Source organism: Ferdinandcohnia jepli, assembly GCF_047246645.1.
Lineage (GTDB): Bacteria > Bacillota > Bacilli > Bacillales > Bacillaceae_L > Ferdinandcohnia.
Map to the genome: position 1 here is coordinate 13,384 of NZ_JBFOKR010000009.1, position 17,333 is coordinate 30,716.

Consider the following 17,333-nt stretch of genomic DNA (forward strand, 5'->3'; position numbering starts at 1 on the left):
TGAAAAAGGAAACCCAGATATAACCGGGTTCCTTTACTAGGTAATTACATATTTGCATCCAAGTTTGGCGGTTTGTCTTTTTTATTTAATTCTCTAAATGCCGTTAATACAATCCAAATCGCAAATATTAAAATGATACTACCAAGAATAAAGAGCAGCATATTCGCATCCGTTGAACCTGCACCTGACCATTCGAAGACTACCTGTTGCACCATTGCCCAAACAGTCATTACTAGAAGGAAAACCATCGGAATAATAGTTACTAAGTAATTTCTACCTTGACGTTTTAACCAAACAGAGATTAAAAGTAGGCTGATCGCCGCAAGTAGTTGATTTGAAGTTCCGAATAATGGCCAAAGTACATATCCACCTGACCCGAAACCATTTGGTCCTTTCGGTAAAAGAACCAATGCAGCACTTGTAACAACTGCAACTGTAGTTGCAACGTTTGCTTTTTGAAGTGAAGGTACTTTGTATTCGGCACCTAACTCTGCAATGATATATCTCATCAAACGAACGGAAGAATCAAGTGTAGTAGCAGCAAAGCTAACTACAATTATTGCTATAATTGTTGCAGCAATATCTGCTGGAATCCCAATACCTGTTGCTAACTGAGCACCACCAGCAATGAAGTTTCCTAATCCACCTGAGTTTGCGGCAGCAAAACTATTGTATGCTTCCTTAAATTCACCAGCGTTCGCAAATAAAGTTACACAAGCAATAATTGAAATTAAAGCTAAGAAACCTTCTCCAACAGCACCAAAGTAACCAACGAATTTAGCGTCTGTCTCTTTATCTAACTGCTTTGAGGAAGTCCCCGAGGATACAAGGCCATGGAAACCAGAGATTGCTCCACAGGCAATTGTTATAAACATTAGAGGTAACCAGGATTTATCTGCAGCATCACCATTCATCATCGGAGCTGCAATTTCCGGGTTCAAAAATATTAAACCTAGATACATAATACCCAAACCAACAACTAATTGATGGGAATTTATATAATCTCTAGGTTGTAGTAGTTTCCAAACAGGAAGAGTAGAAGCAAAAAAGCAATATACCATTAAAATTATAATCCAAACAAAAAACGCCATTGATACACCATTTAACCCAAACAATGTCGTTGCTTCTGCTCCACCAAAATAGCTTACCAAATCAATCTGTAGTGCAGGTACTTTACTCGTTAGCACAGCAGAACCGTACATGACAATAAGAGCGACTATAGATGGGAACAACATACTTCCCTTCTTCTTATAAACGGCATATCCGATCCAAATTGCAAGTGGAATTTCAATAAACACCGGAATTACACTTGCTGGGAATTTAATAAATAGATTTGAAATAACCCAAGCAAATACTGCGTTTACCATCAACACAAGAATCAGAATAATAAATAAGAATAATAGCTTTGCTCGCTTACCGATTAACTTGTCGGCAAGTGTACCTACTGACTGTCCTTTATTTCTCACCGAAAGGACAAGCGTTCCAAAATCATGCACACCAGCAGCAAATACAGTACCTAATACTACCCATAACAAAGCTGGACCCCAGCCCCAATAAACCGCTATTGCCGGTCCAACGATAGGTGCAGCACCAGCAACTGAAGTAAAGTGATGTCCCCATAAAACCGTTTTCTTTGTTGGTACGAAGTCAACTCCATCATTAAACTCATGGGCAGGTGTTACAAAATTTGCATCTAGCCGATAGATTTTCTCTGCCACAAACTTCGCATAGTACCGATAACCCAAAATAAATACGACTGTTCCAAAGACAGCTAACCAAATTGCACTCAAGTAAATCCCTCCAATACTTTTTTATTAGTAGGTCTTAAACTTTGATGCTCTTTTTTATGTTAACCGCCATTTGTAAGCGTTGTCAATATAATTATCTAAAGAATCTATATATTCAAAAATCGACAAAAGAACAAAGGAAAAGGGACTTTTTCAGTCCCTATCATGTTAGCAAAGCTCTATCATTTGCAAGCTTTGAACCTCTAATTCTTTGAAATTCATTTAAAAGTTGATCAATTGTTAGATTTTTCTTTTCGTTTTCGTCTACTTCCAAGATAATTTGGCCCTTATCCATCATAATAAGACGGTTTCCTAAATCTAATGCTTGTTGCATATTATGTGTAACCATTAATGTTGTAAGATTATATTTTTCTACAATTTTTTTTGTTAATTGTGTTATTAATTCAGCACGGGCAGGATCGAGTGCAGCAGTATGCTCATCCAGTAACAAAATTGCTGGTTCGGTAAAAGTAGCCATTAATAAAGATAAAGCCTGTCTTTCCCCACCCGATAATAAACCTACCTTTGCTGATAATCGGTTCTCTAATCCTAAGTGAAGTGTCTCTAGTACTTCCTTAAAATAATCCTTACGTTTTTTCGTAACACCTTTTCGCAATGTTCTATTTTTATTACGAGAATAAGCCATTGCAAGGTTTTCCTCAATTGTCATATTAGGGGCTGTACCAGCCATTGGATCTTGAAACACTCTTCCAATTAATCTTGCACGTTTGTATTCTGATAAGAATGTAACGTCTTTTCCATCAATCGAAACTGTACCAGCATCTGGAATTAAAACACCGGAAATTACATTCATTAATGTAGACTTTCCTGCACCGTTACTTCCGATAACTGTCACGAAGTCTCCTTGCTGCAGCGTCAGATTTGTCCAATCAAGAGCTATCTTTTCATCAGGCGTTCCCTCATTAAATATTTTATGAATTTGATTTAACTGTAGCATTCGCCTCACCCTTTCGCTCAGAATGGACATGAACATTTACAATTTCACGTTGTCTTTTAGCTCTTCTTCTTTTATCACGTGTACCATCCAATATTTTTGGAAGTACGAGAGCAATTATTACAATAGAAGCAGTAATTAGCTTCATATCACCAGGCTGTAAGAAATCGACACGTAATGCCAGTGACACAACGATACGATAAATAATCGCTCCGCCAATTACCGCAAGAGTTGCTCTCGCAATTGTCTTTGTTCCAAATAAAGCCTCCCCGATAATAACAGAGGCTAAGCCGATTACAATCATACCAATCCCCATGCCAACATCAGCAAATCCACCTTGTTGCGCAATTAAAGCACCTGAAAAAGCTACTAACGCATTTGATAAACCCAGTCCAAGTATTGTCATAATATTTGTGTTCGCAGAAAAACTGCGAATCATTCGTTTATTGTCTCCTGTAGCTCTAACAGCAAGGCCAATTTCTGTCCGGAGAAACAAGTCTACTAAAATCTTAATAATAAATGTAACAACAATCATAAATAGTAAAATACCCCATGTTGTTGGTGGGCTATCCCCTAATCCTATTGTTGATAACAGTGAGTTAAAGAATGTATCAATACCAGTTGAAGATGATACATTTGATACATGAGTAAATGATGTATCAATACCTAATAGAGAGACTGTTGATTTCCCCATAATTCTCAGATTGATTGAATATAGGGCAATCATCATTAATATTCCGGATAGTAAAGCATTTATTTTTCCAACCGTGTGAATTAAGCCAGTAATACTACCTGCAACAAACCCAGCAACCAATGCGAGCAAGGTCGCAATAAAAGGATTTGTTCCTCCAGCAATTAAAATACCAGAAACAGCAGCTCCGGTTACGAAGCTGCCGTCTACTGTTAAGTCTGGAAAATCAAGTACACGGAATGACAGGTAAACACCAATTGCCATAATGGCATAGATGATTCCTGATTCAAATGCCCCAAAAACCGCTGTAAACATGTTGAATCATCCTCTCTTATTCTCCTTCGTAGATGTCAGCAATTTCTTCCCATTCAGGTTTAATTTCTAATCCTTGTGCTTCTGCTGCCTGTTTATTAATTACAAGTTGTAAACTATTTGGAAGCTCAACTGGGATTTCGGAAGGCTTTTTCTCACCTTTTAATATTTTTGCTGCCATAAGACCAGATTGATATCCAAGATCAAAATAATCAAAACCACTTGCAGCAATTGCTCCAGCTTTCATTGAATCTAGCTCCCCAACAAATAGCGGAATTTTATTATTGTTCGCAACAGAAATAATTGCATCTAATGCTTGAACAGCTGTATTGTCTGTAGGAATATAGATTGCATCAACTCGATCTACAAGTGATTCTGCCGCTTGCTTAACCTCTGATGTATTCGAAACAGAAACCTCAACAAGCTCTGCTCCACCACTTTCGGCAAGTTCTTTCACTTTTTCAACTTGAACAACTGAATTTTGCTCTCCAGAATTATAGATAACGCCAATCTTTTTAGCCCCTAATTCTTTCGTAATAAAATTTATAGTTGTACTAGTTGCTTCTGGGTGATTGTCAGTGGTTCCTGTAATATTAGGACCTGGCTTATTAAAATCCTCGACTAGCTTTGCTCCTACTGGATCAGTTACAGATGTAAAGATAATTGGAATCTCCTTTGTTGCGTTTAGTGCAGCCATTGCACTTGGAGTTGCATTGGCAAATATGAGATCTACTTTATCACCAACGAAATTTTGTGCGATTGTAGCGGTATTACTTTGCTCACCTTGCGCATTTTGGAAATCGTACTTCACGTTTTCCCCCTCTTTAAATCCTTCATCTTCTAGTGCCTTCTTAAATCCTTCAGTTGCAGCATCTAAAGATGTATGAGGAGCATATTGTGTAAGCCCAATAACATATTGCTTTTTATCCCCGCTATCTGCATTATTATTGGCTGCTCCACTACTACAACCTGCTAATGCAAGAAAACCAGCTAGTAAAACTCCCATCACTTTACTTGATTTTTTCATTCATATCCCCCCGGACTCTATTTTTCTTTAACTAGTTCTAGCTATTCTTTACAATGCTAGCATCAGTTTGTACACATACACTTTAAAGCATAAAAGCTTAAAAGCGTTAGTGTATGTAATTAATCGTTATATTATCATCTACATTGATTTACGTCAATTGATTTTTCAGAAAAATTAAGCATCTGAACAATAGAAAACACGATTACACCCAAGAAGGGATTCTAAAACCGTTTAAGTCATGTATTAAAAGTACAAAAAAAGATAGATAAGTTTCACCTTATCTATCTGTACAAAAACTATCTGTATCTTTCCTCTTTAAATGGGTTCGCCGTCATTGAGTACCCTAGTTCCTCCCAAAAACCTGCAGAATCTTCGGTCATGAATTCAATCCCTGTTGCCCATTTTGTACCTTTCCATAGGTAGAAGGAAGCAGGAGGTATAAAGCGTAATGGATACCCATGTTTAGGAGAGATATCTCTCCAATCTTGTCCCTCTTCTTTCCACCGGAATACAAATAATGCGTCATTCCCTAACAAATCATCCAACGGCAAATTCGCAGAGTAGCCGTATGGATCACCATTATAATACCCATAAATTTTAATGTACTTCGCTTCCTTTGAAACATCTACAAGCGTAAGCAGTTCTCTAAGCGGAATACCTTCGAATGTTGTTCCAAATTTTGACCATGTTGTTACACAATGCATATCTATCGTAGAAATTGCTTTTGGCAAGCTCATGATTTGTTGATATGTAACCGTTCTTTCTTCTTTTACTTCTCCGAACAGCTTGAAACTCCATGTTTCTTCATCAAACTTATAAATATCCCCTTGATGTAAAATCGGCCAGGAATCAGTTTCAAATTGGCCTGGAGGTAATTCATTTACCATATCTATCATCACCTATTCCCAAAAATGTAATTTTTACTAATACAAGCAATTATACATAATAGTATATACATGTTTATGAGCATTATAGTAATATGTAAACTCATGGGTTGCTTTTTTTATCTTTACATATTGAAATCCAACTAACTATTTATAGCAACGAATTCACAAAATTAATGAGGTGTTTTTTCTTTGAAGCAATCAGAACAATGGTCTTCAAAATTAAGTTTTATTTTAGCCGCAGCAGGTTCTGCTATTGGCCTAGGAGCTATATGGAAGTTCCCGTATGTGGCAGGAACAAGTGGCGGTGGCATTTTCTTTTTTATATTTCTTATATTTACATTACTTATAGGGTTACCACTCTTATTAGCCGAATTTATTATTGGTCGGAAAACTCAAAAGGATGCGATTCAATCTTTTAAAGAATTAGCACCAAATACTTCTTGGCACTTTATTGGGCGGCTGGGTATCGTTACTAACTATATCTTATTATCATTTTATAGCGTTGTTGGTGGATGGATCATCATTTATCTTTTAAATGGCATTATCGGTAATTTAAACGGACTAACTGAAGCCGAGTACGGAGAGCTATTTGGAGAAACGATTGCAAATCCAATCCTTGTGGTTGGGGCCCAATTTCTGTTTATTCTTATTACTATTATTGTTGTTGCACAAGGTGTACAAGCAGGAATTGAAAAAGCAAGTAAATGGATGATGCCTGCTCTATTCATTATTTTTATCTTTATTATCATGCGATCAGTTACACTTAAAGGCGCATCTAAAGGAATTGTATTCTTTTTAAAACCTGATTTTTCTAGCATAACTTCAGAAACTATATTATTTGCTCTAGGGCAGTCCTTTTTTGCATTAAGTGTTGGCGCATCTGTTATGATAACGTACAGTTCCTACCTATCTAAAAAGGAAAATTTAGTTCAGTCTGCATTTTCAATTGTATTTTTAAATATTCTTGTTGCTTTATTGGCAGGATTGGCAATTTTTCCAGCTGTTTTCTCATTTGGTCTTGAACCAAATGCAGGTCCAGTACTTTTATTTAATGTACTACCAACTGTCTTTAGTAAGATGCCTTTTGGAATGCTATTTTTGATTGCCTTCTTACTTTTATTCTTATTCGCAACGTTAACTTCAGCTTTTTCAATGCTTGAAATTATTGTGGCTACCCTTTCAAAAGGTGACCAAGAAAAACGAAAACGTTTTGCGTGGATTGCTGGTTTATGTATTTTCTTAATTGGAATACCTTCTGCTCTTTCGTACGGAATATTAAGTGAAGTTAACTTGTTTGGCAAATCAATTTTTGATTTAGCAGATTACTTAGTAAGTAATATCTTGCTACCAATAGGCGCGTTCCTTATATCACTATTTGTTTCATTTAAGATTCCACGTAAGGCCTTATTTGATGAACTTAGACTGGGAAGCAATTTATCGATAACTCTATTTCATGCGTGGTTTGTGTTAATTCGGTATGTAGTGCCTGTTGTCATTGTGATTGTTTTCTTGGATACAGTTGGTATCATTTAATATAAAACCCACGGAGATAAACCGTGGGTTATTTTCACTTTAATAAAGTCTTTTGGTATAGCTTTCTTCTAGACCCTTTTTAATGGATTCAACGCTCGTATTTGGAAGCTTGGCATGCTCAAATATAATCTGTGCAGCATAAGGTAATGTTTCTTTGTCTTCCCAGGTGTCAGGACTCCAAAGTTCAGAACGTTTAAATGCTTTAGCACAATGAATAAAACACTCCTGAATCTCTACTACAATTCCTAAAAGCGGTTTTTTCCCTTTAATAATCATTTTTTCTAAAATGTCATCATCTCTTACAAGTGTAGCCTTTCCATTTACTCTTAAGGTTTCCTCTAATCCAGGTATTAAGAACAGCAATCCTATTTGGGGGTTTGTTAGAATATTTCTCATTGTGTCCATTCTTTTATTTCCTTGTCTTTCAGGAATAACTAGGTGTTTTTCGTCTAAAACATGGACAAAACCTCGTTGATCTCCTTTTGGAGAAGCGTCACAGTTTCCATATTCATCTGCAGACGAAATGATTAAAAATGGTGATTTAGTAATAAAGTTTATGCAGTTATGATCAAGAAAAGAGATTGATTTGTTACGTACTAACTCATTTGGAAAACCAACTATATCGCGCAATTCCTGCTCCGTTTTTAACTCTTTTTGAAAACGTAAACGATTACCCATTTTCCCCACCCCTGTTATATTTCTTGAAATGCTCCAACTCCCAGTCTACCATATTTATCCACAGGAATATTGCATGAGGGAAACTCAGCGAATACCGAGAGACTATAGATGACAGCAAGCCGTAACTGTGCTTATGCGTTTAGGAAAATATTATTTACTCCTTTAAGCTAAAAAAACGCCCCGTATCACGGAGCGTTAATTCTGTTATACAGTTTTTGTTGTTGCTGTTTTAACTGCCTTTACTTCGTACAATCCACCTTCAGAATCAATGATATACTCTGGTTTAGGTTGTCCTAACTTTGCTTTATGACCAGCGATATGAGCATCACTTTTTTCCCATTGCTTCCATTTTTCTTCAGATTCCCATCTTGTTGTGATGACAACTTCTTCATCGCCTCTTCTTACTTTTTTCACCATAATTGTTTGGTCTATAAAACCTTCTTGTTCTGCAACAAGTCCTCTTTTACCGAAGTTTTCTACAACCTTATCTGAACTGCCTTCTGTAACCACCATTTTTCTCATTTGAACAAACATATCTACATCTCCAATCGTTACCACGTTGCTTTTTATTTTAGTGATAATGATTATCAGTGTCAACAAATTTTATCTTATTAACTTTTGTCTAAGCTTCCCTCTTCATCCTTTTCAACGACGATTATTCTCATGATTCGTTTTTCATCCATTTCTTCCACTCTAAAAATATAATTTTCATAAACAATTTCAGGATACGAATCTGTTGAAGGAATATAACCCAACTGACCAATTATAAAACCACTTAATGTATCAAATTCATCAGTTGGTAACGAAATCTTTAAAATATCTTCCACTTCGTATAGATTGATCGTCCCAACCATTGAGTAGGTTTTATCATCAAGTTGAGTAACTTCTTCATCAGCAATCGTATATTCATCATATTCATCAAAAATATTACCAACAATTTCTTCAATCAAATCTTCAATTGTGACGATGCCGTCTGTACCACCGTATTCATCAATAACAATCGCCATATGGATATTATTTTTCTGCATTTCCTTGAAGAGTTCGTTCGTATGTTTAGATTCTAATACAAAATAAGGGTCACGGAGTAATTCCTTTAGATTAAATGTATTATCTTCACAATTCTCAACAAACTGTATTAATTCTTTTGTATGTAAGATACCCACAATTTTGTCGATACTTTCATCATAAACAGGAAAGCGCGTATATTTTTCATCCATAACTAATTTTATAATTTCCTGAAGAGAATACTCTAGTGGAACTGCAACAATGTTTGTTCGATGTGTCATAATATCGGAAACAGTCTTATTATCAAATTCAAAGATATTATTTATCATCATCTTTTCAGATTCTTGAATAGTTCCTCGTTCTTTACCAACGTCGACCATCATCCGTATTTCCTCTTCCGTAACATTTTCATCCTCGGCATTCGGATCAACACCAAATAAACGAACGATTCCATTTGTTGATAGAGTCAAAAGCTTTACAAACGGAGCAGTTAATTTTGATAAGATAGTCAATGGCGTAACCGCGATCATAGAAATCGCTTCAGCTTTTTGTAAAGCAAGTCGTTTAGGAACTAATTCTCCAATAACAAGTGTGAAATACGATAATACTAATGTGATAACTACGACCGAAATTGAGTTAATCAAGCCTAAAGGTATTGGAACCCCCATGTCTATTAACCATTCAGATAAGTATCCTGCAAATGTTCCTGCTGCAAATGCACTGGCTAGAAACCCGGCAAGTGTAATACCAATTTGAATGGTTGCAAGAAAGTTGCTAGGATTTGACAATAACTTATGAAGCATCTTTGCTTTTTTATCACCACTGTCGGCCATCATTTTGACTTTGTTATCATTTAAAGAAACCAATGCCATTTCAGATGCTGCAAAAAAGGCATTTAGTAACATCAACAATAGTAATACAATAATTTCAAAAACCACTGATACTTACCCCCTAAAATATTATATAAATTAACTATACCGTTTTTTAAGAATTGAGAGAAATTTTACCTATTGATTTTCACCATTTTTCTTTAAAGTCCCCTTATCATTTATTCATTATGCTAATACCTTAATTAGAGCGAAGGAGTTACCAACTTCATCGGTAACTCCTCCACTATCAAACGCCCTCTTGGACTCCATCATCTTTTTTCTTTGACAACAACCAACCACCTAAAGCGATTAAAAGTAAAATCACATAAAATGTAATTTTCCATTCTGGAGACTTAGCAAACCCTTCTGGCAGGATTGCCAGTTCCGGGTGGGATAATGTATAAACAGAGAGTTTAACTCCCACCCAACCAACGATGAGGAATGCTGCAATTTCTAAGCCAGGTCGCGAATTTAACAGCTTAACAAAGACATTAGCGGCAAAACGCATAATAATTAATCCAATTAAGCCCCCGGCAAATATGACTAAAAACTTTCCACCATCCAAACCTCCAATATTAGGTAGGCTTGTATTCGGTAGCGTTACAGCAAGAGCAACTGCTGCAAGAATAGAATCAATTGCAAAAGCAATATCAGCTAGTTCAACTTTAAAAACCGTTCCCCAAAAGCCTGATTTTTTCTTTTCCTTTTTATGCTTCTGCTCTTCCTTTTTAATATATATTTTTCGGATGATATGATTTGCTGCTATAAACAACAGATATAGTGCTCCAATCGCTTGTACCTGCCATACATTAACAAGAAATGATATAGCAAAAAGCGATGCAAATCTAAATACAAACGCACCTGCAAGTCCGTAAAACAATGCCCGCTTTCGTTGATCCTCTGGTAAATGTTTTACCATAATTGCTAACACTAGAGCATTGTCAGCTGCTAATAACCCTTCCAGTCCAATTAATAATAATAATACCCACCCGTATTCCACTAATATTGATAATTCCATCGATTATCCCCCAACTCTTATATTTTTAGTTAATACTTTTCTTGCCTATCCTCCTATCTAACAGAAAAAAGCCTTTACCATAAGTCGGTAAAGGCTTAAAAACAAAAAGACCTTTACCAATTAGTTATGGTAAAGGTCTTGCTAACAACGTAAGGTTGCCAACAAAGCCGAGAGATAAAACTCCGAAATGACGACTTCGTTGTAAAAGCTACTCCCCTTTAGGGATATTTAACTGTAAATATACTATATTTCATTCTTGAAGTTCAGTCAATCAATTATTTATCTTAAAGCTTTTAAAAATTAAAATTTTATTATTGACAATATGTTTTTCAGGTTCTATAATTTATCTTAAAGTTATTTATCTTGAATTTAAGATAAATGAACACAAACTACTTTTTGGGGGATTTAAAATGACAAAAGCTAAATGGGCAGTAGACGCATCTCATAGCAGTATTGATTTTTCTGTAAAACATATGATGATTGCAAAAGTAAAAGGTTCTTTCCAAAACTTTGAAGCTTCTATTGAAGCAGATCCAACTGATTTAACAACAGCTGATATTGAATTTAAAGTAGACCTTGCAAGTGTTGACACAAAGAATGCTGACCGTGACAACCACCTTCGTTCAGCTGATTTCTTTGACGTAGAAAATCATCCTTCAATGACATTTAAATCAACAACTATTGTGAAAACAGATGATGGTGAATACGATGTTACTGGTGATTTAACAGTCCGTGGTACAACTAAACAAGAAACTTTCAAGGTTGTATTTGAAGGTCAAGGGAAGGATCCATGGGGTAATGAGAAAGTTGGATTTAGTGCTGAAGGAAGCATTAACCGCAGTGATTATGGTTTAGTATGGAATGCTGCTTTAGAAACTGGTGGAGTATTAGTTGGAGATCAAGTTAAAATCTCACTGGAAGTTGAAGCTCAAAAAGCTGAATAAAACCATTCAAGAAGGCCTGGTATTCCAGGTCTTCTACTATTTTATAGAAAGAATAACAGGTAATAAAATTATAACAATACCCACTATCACAAACACAATACCAAATATCATAGCAAGTAAATTAGGATCTCCTGTTACACCATTCCATAAGACAAGATTGACTAAGAAAAGAGCTTTCTTTTTATATATAATAACACCCATCAAAACTAAAAAAAGACCGATTAGGATTGTTAATAAAGTCTCCACCTTACCACCACCTTACCTAAAATGGCTATCGTACACATTTATGGATATAGTATAATTACGATTAACCGACGAAAAGGTTTCAGTTAGTTACTGTATAACATACATATTACAGAAACGTTGGAAAAAGTAATATACTTTTATCTACACAGTAAGGAGAAGCCTAATGATAAAACAAATTGCAACAGTTGCAGTCTATGTAGAAGACCAACAGAAGGCAAAGACATTTTGGTCAGACAAGGTAGGATTTGGTGTTATCGCAAATCACCCAATGGGTCCAAATGCATTTTGGTTAGAAGTAGCACCACAGGGAGCAGAGTCCCGTTTAGTTATTTATCCGAAGTCAATGATGCAAGGATCAGAAAACATGAAAGCATCCATCGTATTCCAGTGTGAAGATATCAAAAGTACATATCAAACATTAAAAGCAAACGGTGTTGAGTTCTTAGGTGAACCACATGAAATGCAATGGGGTACTTTTGTCTCATTTAGGGATGAAGAAGGAAATGAGTTTCTTTTGAGACAATAATATGAAAAAGCAGGTTCCGAATTCATTTTGGAACCTACTCTCCTTTATCCTTCCCTATAGTAAACCCTTCAAAAAACCTTCCACCATATGGCTCTAATACCTGGTCTACTAATTTAATTACCAGCTCTTTTTCACCATTTTGATAATAAGTATCGAACCCATAAACAAACTTTTCTGCAAACAAAGGATCATATTGTTTTAATGAACGCACAATCCATTTGGATGTCCCAATCCATTGGCGATTTGTTCGTAGTACAAACTCACTGACTAACTCAGCTAAGGTATTGGCAATAAAAAGTTCTTCGGCTCTGTTCTGACTACCTATAAAGTCGTCCAGTGCATCCGTAATAAAATATCTCTTTGTATCTATTATCTTTTGCGACCAGGCTTCAGGTCCCCTTTCTAATAATAGGTTTGCCTCAGTCTTAATAGATTGAATGATTCCTTGATCTTTGAGAACAATCCCCTCTGCAATCATTCTAGGCAAAGACGGCCTAGCTCTTTTATAGTCACTTATAAAATATCCCTTGTAAGATACTAAGTTATGTGCAAATAATTCAACTGGCCAATTTGAGAAATAGAAAGACTCCCTGAAGGAAGATTTTAATTGATTATCAAATATTAAAATATCTAAATCTGATGTATTTGTTGCTTCACCACGAATTACACTTCCTGCTAATATAGCACCCTGGCAGTCTGGGAAACGTTCTTGAATTAAGAGATGTGCTGTTTCTATGGGCTTACGGCCATTTGTAGACAAATCTTACAAACCTCCTTAAATGTGCTCTCATAACCTTATGAATTACCTCAGGGTGCGACCGGACTATCTTGTGGGCGTTCATTACCCCGATGAGTTACCTCGCGTTGTGTTCAGAATATCATCTGGATACTCATAACCCGATGAAAATATAACCAACGAACTATCTTTGTATAATCAATTAATCATTCTAGGACGCATTACTTTTTTCCTTTTTTTGTCTTTATATATATTCGTTCCAATTACCCCAAATATAATTAGGACAGATCCGACAATATGAAACATATAAATCTTTTCATTCAAGATAAGCACCCCAGCGACTATCGAAACAACAGTAGACAAATTAGAAAAAACGCTCATTTGGGAAGCACTAATTTTAGAGAGAATATAATTCGAAACAAAAGATGTTACCAATGATGCAAGTAAACCCAAGAAGAATATTGCAACCACAAATTCTATATTTGACCACGGCTCGAGCATTAATTCAATTGAGTTAGTTGTACTATGTTTTACAAGTGCTGCTATGTTAAAGAAAACAAAACCAATTCCTAACATAAAGAATGTTAACTCTGCTGGTTTGAACGTCTTTACAAGGGAACGTGCCAGTACAGTGTAACCAGATAATGATATACATGAAAGTAATAATAGTAGAATACCAGAATAATTGGTTAGTGAAACTGTGCTTCCCTTCATAACGAAGATATAGATTACACCAAATACTGAAGCAAAAATAGAAAGTTTTTGTAAGATTGTTGTTTGCTCTTTCAAGAACAATGAAGCAAATAGCATTGTAATTATAGGTATTGTTGCAAACAAAATTCCTGCTTCAGAAGATGGTACAGTTTCAAGACCAAATGCCTGAAATGTAAAAAAGGCTGATGGATAAAACAATGTTAACGGAATGATTTTGTAAAAAGATTTTATCTTCAAATCTACCTTTACAAATTTAAATAAGATTAAAAACAATAATGTTAGAAAAGCAATCGTAAAACGGAAAGCCAAGGTATCCAACGGTGTAGAAATTGTTACTGCTGTTTTGGTAAATAAAAATGAGAGTCCTACAATCAACGCATTTATTAATGCCCCTGCATAAGCTAAGTAGTTTCCACTTTTCATATTCTCACATTCCTTCTGATTTGTTCTATCTTGATACTACTCTTATTACGAAGTGCGAGTAACAGGCATTAGATGGACTATTTTCTACGACTTTTGAATGAGATTTTCGTATAGTAAACTATTTGGAGTAAGAAACTAACCTTACAAATACGTATTCGAAAGATGTGTTAAATCGTGTTTAAAACTATTACGGAGCAGGAATGGGTTTACAATTATGCAAAGAGTAAGGAAAATCCACTACCTGTTGTTTTAGGAACAAACGGTACTTGGACTGGTAATGGTAAACCCATGATCATCCTAATTGGTTTTACAATGGAGGATGTTTTGGTACTTGGAGATATGTACGGAGTATCACACCATCCTGTAAGGAAAATGAAAAGTCATGATATTACCTACTTTGCTATTAACATTATTGAAAAAAAGAAAGTTAAGGAAATTATCAATGAATGGAAAGATCCCGCATGATGTAAAGATAGAATGAGAAGTATTACAACAGATAAGACCAAATCACAAAATGATTTGGTCTTTACCTGTTCTTAGTATTCATATAACAATGTCACAATTTTATCTTCAATCGGTTTACCGTATGAATCATCCATTAAGTTATTTAGAAGTATTGAGAAAATTAATTGCTCGCCGTTTCTTGTCTCTATGTAGCCTGAAAGTGCACTTACTGTTCGAATTGTTCCCGTTTTGGCTTTTACTTTACCAGCCATATCTGGAGATTTCATACGATACCTAAGTGATCCACCTACCATACGTTCACTATTACCTGCAACGGGTAATGCATTTAGAAATACTGGAAACCAACTTTGCTTTTGCGCAGAAAATAGCAATTTCGATATGTCATTAGCGGAAACAAGATTTACATGTGAGATTCCTGAACCGTCTCTAATGAGCATACTTTTTGGATTAACACCCATTTTACCAAGTTGCTCTTCTACTACTTTAATCCCTTTTTCCCAGCTACCCTCATTTTTGTGTATCCTCCCCATCTCTTTAACTAGTGTTTCACCATGACCGTTATTACTTAGTTTCATAAAAGGTACAACTAATTCTCGTAATGGGATTGACTGGTCTTGTGCAATTGTTCTTGCAGATTCCGGAGTATTTCCTATTCCATCAGCACCAATAACATGTATACCTTCCTTTGCTAATGATTGTTTAAATAAATCTAATGCATAACCCGTGGGTTCCCAAATTGCAATCCATTCCGAAACACTGCTAGCCTTAACTGGTATTGAACCTTCTATTGTAATTTCATTTGTTCCATGCTCACGAATAATGGTTATATCCTTTTTACCTTTTTCTTCAACTGTTTTTACTTTATTTGTGATTTTTACATAATTTGTAGCAGGCTTAACTGAGACAGTTGCTGCTTCTCCTACCTCTTTGCTCGGACCTACTTCCACAATGACTGTCCCTGAATCATAATCTTTATTAGGTGATGCTGTTAATCCTGAAACTGCTGAACCATAGTAATATGTTTCATCACTCCATGTTAAGTCAATTGAATAGCGTTCTTCATCATACCATGTGTCATCGGCCACAATGTTGCCAAAGACTACTTCTATACCTGACTTTTTGAGCTTTTTAGCAAGTAAATCAAAATCTGACTGTAATAAAGTAGGGTCTCCCTTTCCTTTTAAATATAAATTTCCTTCTAGACGATTCCCCTTAAGTTTCCCGTCTGTCAGCACCTCTGTTGAAAATCGATAGTTCTCTCCCAAGGATTGAAGTGCAGCGGCTGAAGTTAATAGCTTCAAATTCGATGCTGGACGCAACCGAACATTACCAGCATGTTCAAATATTACCTCCCCTGTTTTTGCAGAACGAACACTAATTCCAGCAATTGCACCTTGCAAATTAGGTTCGGTTTGAACCAACTGTTGCAATTGCTGTATGACTTTATTTCCATTTGAAACTGCCTCAACCGATTCGCTTTTACCATCTACTGAAGGTATGGTAGCAATTAGTAATATGAAAATAAGAAGTTTACCTATTGTTTTAATCCTTCTCACCCCTATATCGAACAAGTTCTAATTATTACCATATTTTACACAAAAATAGGAACTATATGAACACAAAAATAAAAAACATCCTGGAAGGATGTTTTTAAAAGAAAACGATATAGATAACTAACGCTAATACAATACGATAAATTGCAAAAGGTAATAATTTAATTTTATCTATTAATTTTAAGAAGAAACGAATTGAAATTAATGCAAAAACAAATGCACTGATGAATCCTACAATAAAGAACGGTAAGGCATTCATATCAAAGTACTCTAGATTCTTTAAAAAAGAAATCCCACTAGCACCCGCCATAATTGGAACCGCCATTATGAATGTAAAGTCTGCGGCTGCACGATGGCTTAAACCAGTTAATACACCACCAGAAATAGTCGCACCAGAACGTGAAAAGCCCGGCCATAATGATAGACATTGTATCAAGCCTACAGTAAATGCCTGCTTATACGTAATTTGGTCTACAGTTTGTGTATTAGGATGTTTTGCACTATAACGATCTGCAATGATCATTAAAATGGCACCTACAACTAGCCCAATTAAAACTGTTTCAGTGCGAAATAAATATTCATCAATTGCATCCTCAAATAACACACCTAAAATACCCGCTGGTAATAGACCTACAATAATATGTGTTAAACGTAAATGTCCTTGACCTACAGCAACAATTTTCTTTTTACGATTTAAACCTAGTAAATCAATGAAACGGTCCTTAAAAACTACAATTACCGCTAAAATGGATCCTAACTGAATCACAACTTTAAACGTATTTGCAGCATACTTCCCCAAAAACTCTTGAGATTGTAACCACATATCATCAACAATAATCATGTGTCCAGTTGATGACACTGGAGCAAATTCTGTTAAACCCTCTACCAAACCTAATATAATTGCTTTTATAAGTGTAAGAATTTCCATTCTATGAAGGACTCCTTTGTTATTTTTACGGCTCTA

General features: G+C 35.6%; 18 protein-coding genes. 4 read left to right on the forward strand and 14 right to left on the reverse strand.

Annotation, left to right across the window (positions count from 1 at the left end):
• Positions 1–44 precede the first annotated feature (44 nt).
• The 5 genes from AB3M96_RS10690 to AB3M96_RS10710 form a co-directional block, all read right to left on the reverse strand.
• Entirely contained in the window at positions 45–1,790 is a 1,746-nt protein-coding gene (locus AB3M96_RS10690; protein WP_412967599.1) for a carbon starvation CstA family protein, read from the reverse strand.
• A gap of 160 nt (positions 1,791–1,950) precedes the next feature.
• Complete coding sequence (locus tag AB3M96_RS10695) at positions 1,951–2,745, reverse strand: ABC transporter ATP-binding protein (protein ID WP_412967600.1); 795 nt, start codon at positions 2,743–2,745, stop codon at positions 1,951–1,953.
• Positions 2,720–3,748 (reverse strand): ABC transporter permease, encoded by a 1,029-nt coding sequence (locus tag AB3M96_RS10700; protein WP_412967601.1) that lies wholly within the window; start codon positions 3,746–3,748, stop codon positions 2,720–2,722. Before AB3M96_RS10700 ends, AB3M96_RS10695 begins: the two co-directional genes overlap by 26 nt.
• Positions 3,749–3,764: 16 nt before the next feature.
• A complete protein-coding gene (locus AB3M96_RS10705; protein WP_412967602.1) occupies positions 3,765–4,772 on the reverse strand; it encodes an ABC transporter substrate-binding protein in 1,008 nt (335 codons plus the stop codon).
• A gap of 296 nt (positions 4,773–5,068) precedes the next feature.
• On the reverse strand, positions 5,069–5,659 hold the full coding sequence (locus AB3M96_RS10710) for a molybdopterin-dependent oxidoreductase (protein WP_412967603.1): 591 nt from the start codon (positions 5,657–5,659) through the stop codon (positions 5,069–5,071).
• 189 nt (positions 5,660–5,848) lie between these two features.
• Between AB3M96_RS10710 and AB3M96_RS10715 the strand changes: the two genes are divergently transcribed.
• Entirely contained in the window at positions 5,849–7,192 is a 1,344-nt protein-coding gene (locus tag AB3M96_RS10715; protein ID WP_412967604.1) for a sodium-dependent transporter, read from the forward strand.
• Positions 7,193–7,231: 39 nt separating this feature from the next.
• Here the strand turns inward: AB3M96_RS10715 and AB3M96_RS10720 are convergent, their stop codons facing one another.
• The 4 genes from AB3M96_RS10720 to AB3M96_RS10735 form a co-directional block, all read right to left on the reverse strand.
• Entirely contained in the window at positions 7,232–7,870 is a 639-nt protein-coding gene (locus AB3M96_RS10720; protein WP_412967605.1) for a pyridoxamine 5'-phosphate oxidase family protein, read from the reverse strand.
• Positions 7,871–8,074: 204 nt separating this feature from the next.
• Positions 8,075–8,404 carry an antibiotic biosynthesis monooxygenase gene (locus AB3M96_RS10725; RefSeq protein WP_412967806.1) on the reverse strand — a complete coding sequence of 110 codons (330 nt, stop codon included), beginning with the start codon at positions 8,402–8,404 and terminating at the stop codon, positions 8,075–8,077.
• A 77-nt stretch (positions 8,405–8,481) separates the two neighbouring features.
• Entirely contained in the window at positions 8,482–9,813 is a 1,332-nt protein-coding gene (locus tag AB3M96_RS10730; protein WP_412967606.1) for a hemolysin family protein, read from the reverse strand.
• A 178-nt stretch (positions 9,814–9,991) separates the two neighbouring features.
• Positions 9,992–10,762, reverse strand: a complete 771-nt coding sequence (locus AB3M96_RS10735) for a TerC family protein (protein WP_412967607.1) — start codon at positions 10,760–10,762, stop codon at positions 9,992–9,994.
• Between the two features lie 410 nt (positions 10,763–11,172).
• On the opposite strand from AB3M96_RS10735, the gene AB3M96_RS10740 reads away from it, so the two are divergent.
• Complete coding sequence (locus AB3M96_RS10740; RefSeq protein WP_412967608.1) at positions 11,173–11,706, forward strand: YceI family protein; 534 nt, start codon at positions 11,173–11,175, stop codon at positions 11,704–11,706.
• A 36-nt stretch (positions 11,707–11,742) separates the two neighbouring features.
• Here AB3M96_RS10740 and AB3M96_RS10745 read toward each other — a convergent pair whose 3' ends face one another.
• Positions 11,743–11,952, reverse strand: a complete 210-nt coding sequence (locus AB3M96_RS10745; RefSeq protein WP_412967609.1) for a hypothetical protein — start codon at positions 11,950–11,952, stop codon at positions 11,743–11,745.
• 163 nt (positions 11,953–12,115) lie between these two features.
• Between AB3M96_RS10745 and AB3M96_RS10750 the strand changes: the two genes are divergently transcribed.
• Entirely contained in the window at positions 12,116–12,478 is a 363-nt protein-coding gene (locus tag AB3M96_RS10750) for a VOC family protein (protein WP_412967610.1), read from the forward strand.
• A gap of 34 nt (positions 12,479–12,512) precedes the next feature.
• On the opposite strand, the gene AB3M96_RS10755 is transcribed toward AB3M96_RS10750, so the two are convergent.
• On the reverse strand, positions 12,513–13,238 hold the full coding sequence (locus tag AB3M96_RS10755; RefSeq protein ID WP_412967611.1) for a nucleotidyltransferase domain-containing protein: 726 nt from the start codon (positions 13,236–13,238) through the stop codon (positions 12,513–12,515).
• 174 nt (positions 13,239–13,412) lie between these two features.
• On the reverse strand, positions 13,413–14,351 hold the full coding sequence (locus tag AB3M96_RS10760) for a DMT family transporter (RefSeq protein ID WP_412967612.1): 939 nt from the start codon (positions 14,349–14,351) through the stop codon (positions 13,413–13,415).
• 174 nt (positions 14,352–14,525) lie between these two features.
• Between AB3M96_RS10760 and AB3M96_RS10765 the strand changes: the two genes are divergently transcribed.
• Positions 14,526–14,816, forward strand: a complete 291-nt coding sequence (locus tag AB3M96_RS10765; protein WP_412967613.1) for a hypothetical protein — start codon at positions 14,526–14,528, stop codon at positions 14,814–14,816.
• A 71-nt stretch (positions 14,817–14,887) separates the two neighbouring features.
• Here AB3M96_RS10765 and dacB read toward each other — a convergent pair whose 3' ends face one another.
• On the reverse strand, positions 14,888–16,372 hold the full coding sequence (gene dacB / locus AB3M96_RS10770) for a D-alanyl-D-alanine carboxypeptidase/D-alanyl-D-alanine endopeptidase (protein ID WP_412967614.1): 1,485 nt from the start codon (positions 16,370–16,372) through the stop codon (positions 14,888–14,890).
• Positions 16,373–16,466: 94 nt separating this feature from the next.
• Positions 16,467–17,297, reverse strand: a complete 831-nt coding sequence (locus AB3M96_RS10775; protein WP_412967615.1) for an undecaprenyl-diphosphate phosphatase — start codon at positions 17,295–17,297, stop codon at positions 16,467–16,469.
• Between the last annotated feature and the right edge of the window lie 36 nt (positions 17,298–17,333).

Coding starts and splice junctions, on each gene's coding strand:
- AB3M96_RS10695 (WP_412967600.1), bottom strand. CDS start 2,745: ATGCTACAGTTAAATCAAATTCATAAAATATTTAATGAGGGAACGCCT.
- AB3M96_RS10700 (WP_412967601.1), bottom strand. CDS start 3,748: ATGTTTACAGCGGTTTTTGGGGCATTTGAATCAGGAATCATCTATGCC.
- AB3M96_RS10705 (WP_412967602.1), bottom strand. CDS start 4,772: ATGAAAAAATCAAGTAAAGTGATGGGAGTTTTACTAGCTGGTTTTCTT.
- AB3M96_RS10710 (WP_412967603.1), bottom strand. CDS start 5,659: ATGGTAAATGAATTACCTCCAGGCCAATTTGAAACTGATTCCTGGCCG.
- AB3M96_RS10720 (WP_412967605.1), bottom strand. CDS start 7,870: ATGGGTAATCGTTTACGTTTTCAAAAAGAGTTAAAAACGGAGCAGGAA.
- AB3M96_RS10725 (WP_412967806.1), bottom strand. CDS start 8,404: ATGTTTGTTCAAATGAGAAAAATGGTGGTTACAGAAGGCAGTTCAGAT.
- AB3M96_RS10735 (WP_412967607.1), bottom strand. CDS start 10,762: ATGGAATTATCAATATTAGTGGAATACGGGTGGGTATTATTATTATTA.
- AB3M96_RS10740 (WP_412967608.1), top strand. CDS start 11,173: ATGACAAAAGCTAAATGGGCAGTAGACGCATCTCATAGCAGTATTGAT.
- AB3M96_RS10750 (WP_412967610.1), top strand. CDS start 12,116: ATGATAAAACAAATTGCAACAGTTGCAGTCTATGTAGAAGACCAACAG.
- AB3M96_RS10760 (WP_412967612.1), bottom strand. CDS start 14,351: ATGAAAAGTGGAAACTACTTAGCTTATGCAGGGGCATTAATAAATGCG.
- AB3M96_RS10775 (WP_412967615.1), bottom strand. CDS start 17,297: ATGGAAATTCTTACACTTATAAAAGCAATTATATTAGGTTTGGTAGAG.